Raw genomic sequence first — 2259 nt, 5'->3', positions numbered from 1 at the left:
GGCCTGAACATCGGCGTTTTCGCCGGCTACGCCTCGACCGACGTCAACCTCGGCGCGTTTCGGGGATTTGATGCCATCGGCGAAGGTACCAACAAGGCCGGCCTGTTCGGCGGCTACGCGCTGTTTCGCAAGGACTACAATTACGCGCTCGTCTCGGCCTCCGGCTTCATCGGTGGAAGCGACGTGACGAACGGCGTGCTCGGCACCACCGGCAGCTATGATACCAAGGGCTATGCAGTGACGGCATCGGTCGGCCATATCTTCAAGCTGGGCGAGCGCACCCGCTTCGATCTGCGTGGCGGCCTGCTTGGCGTTTCCTTCCGCGGCGATCCGTATACAGACAGCGGCGGCAACGAGTTCGGCAAGAGCCAGCTTTCTTTCGGCGCGATCAAGCTCGAGCCCGGCATCTATGGCGACTACACGCTAAGCAACGGAATGGTGATCAGCCCCTATGCGCGAGGCGAATTGCAGCAGCGTTTCGGCTACAAGAACACCACCGAAATCGACACCAGGGAGATCGACTTCAACGATGCCGATTTTTCCGCCGCGCTGTCGACCGGCTTCAACCTGAAGATGTCGGCCGCGACCACCGTCAACGGCGAAGTTCGCGGCAAGGTGTCATCGGACAGTTCCACCATCGGCGCCAAGCTCGGACTGAAGATCGCCTTCTAACCAAGACGATGAACCCGAGATTTGCATCGCTCGGGAGTGGTGCACCGCACCACTCGAGATGCTCGCCAAGCGACAGCAAGTGTTCTATGCTCCTCGCTGAGAAATCGTGAACTGCTCTAGGCAGGGGGTTCCATGTTCGAAGTCGTGGGAGTCTGGTGGAAAACACGGGCAAGAGGCTGGCTCGTTATAAACGCGCTTGGCTTGGTCGTTGCGTTGTTGGTGTTGATTTGGCCCGGACTGGGAACTGCGAAGGCAGAGACGAACTGGACGCTGGACTCGACCGCTTCGGCCCTGACCTACCAGTCGGTCAAGAAGAACACGATCGTCGAAACCAACAAGATCAGGAATATTTCCGGTAGCCTCACCTCGGCGGGTGATGCGAAAGTCACCTTCGACCTCAATTCGGTCGATACAGGGGTTGACCTTCGCAACGTCCGCATGCGGTTCCTTTTCTTCGAGACATTCAAGTTTCCCTCCGCCGAACTGACCGCGAAGGTAGATCCCGCCGCATTTGCCGACCTGGCGACCAAGCGACGTGTGAAGGCGGTTCTTCCGTTCCGTCTCAGCCTGCACGGGGTCGACAAGGATCTTCAAGCCAACATCGTGGTCACCATGATCAGCGACACCATGGTGTCGGTCGCTTCGGAGGCTCCTGTCGCCGTGCATGTGGAAGACTTCGGATTGCTGCCGAACGTGGATAAACTCCAGCAGGCGGCCAACGTGACCAATATTGTTCCCACGGCATCGGTTTCATTCGATTTCGTTTTCATCGCTGACGGCAGCAAGCCGGCTGTTGTCCAACCGGTTGCGGCGAGCACTGCCGATGTCGGGCCTGTCACCACCGATGCGGCGAAGACCAGCTTCAGCGACGAGGAGTGCCTCAACAGGTTCGCGGTGCTGTCGCGCACCGGAGCCATCTACTTTAGAACGGCGAGCGCGCGGCTCGATAGCCAAAGCCGGCCGCTGCTTGCTGAGGTCGTCGGCGTCGTGGGCAAGTGCCCGGGCCTGAAGGTCGAGGTTTCTGGACACACCGATTCCGACGGGTCGCCCATCGAGAACAAGCGCCTGTCGGAGCGAAGGGCCCAGGCGGTTGCCGACGCCATAGTTGCCGCTGGCATTCCGCGCACCCAGATCGCGGCGACTGGCTATGGCGAGGAGCGCCCGGTTGCCGACAACGACACGCCGAAGAACAAGGCGCTCAATCGGCGGATCGAGTTTTCCGCCACTAAGCTCGTCAACTGAGGGACGCCCTGTTGTCCCGGGTGGGTTTTGATCGTATCGGCCATTGCGGTGGACTTGTGGGCGCCATTGCGCTTGTAGCGCTGGCACTGCTTTTGACTTTGTCGGCCGCCAGTGCTGAACGCCGTGTTGCGTTGGTCCTTGGCAACTCCCAATATGAGCATGCGCCGGCGCTGACCAATCCGGTACGCGACGCCCACGCCATGGCCGAACGCCTCGAGAATCTGGACTTTGAAGTCGTTTCCGGCTTCGATCTGACCAAATTGCAGACCCAGACGACGATTGCGCAATTCGCAAAGCAGGTGCGCGGCGCCGATATCGCCCTTTTTTTCTACGCCGGCCACGGGT

General features: G+C 60.1%; 3 protein-coding genes. All 3 read left to right on the top strand.

Annotated features, from left to right (window positions below; genetic code table 11):
• The coding region (locus EN932_RS34430; protein WP_128369449.1) for an autotransporter domain-containing protein at window positions 1-672 on the top strand (672 nt) is incomplete at its 5' end.
• A gap of 132 nt (window positions 673-804) precedes the next feature.
• Entirely contained in the window at window positions 805-1914 is a 1110-nt protein-coding gene (locus tag EN932_RS34425) for an OmpA family protein (protein WP_128369448.1), read from the top strand.
• 56 nt (window positions 1915-1970) lie between these two features.
• On the top strand, window positions 1971-2259 hold a 289-nt coding region (locus EN932_RS34420), incomplete at its 3' end, for a caspase family protein (RefSeq protein ID WP_245483382.1).

This window comes from Mesorhizobium sp. M7A.F.Ca.US.002.01.1.1 (assembly GCF_004022955.1).
Taxonomy (GTDB): domain Bacteria; phylum Pseudomonadota; class Alphaproteobacteria; order Rhizobiales; family Rhizobiaceae; genus Mesorhizobium; species Mesorhizobium ciceri.
The sequence above is the reverse complement of the archived record's forward strand: the minus strand, read 5'-3'. Positions and strand labels throughout refer to the sequence as shown.

Excerpts from the sequence above, each read along its gene's own strand:
- EN932_RS34425 (WP_128369448.1), top strand. The coding sequence starts at position 805 with ATGTTCGAAGTCGTGGGAGTCTGGTGGAAAACACGGGCAAGAGGCTGG.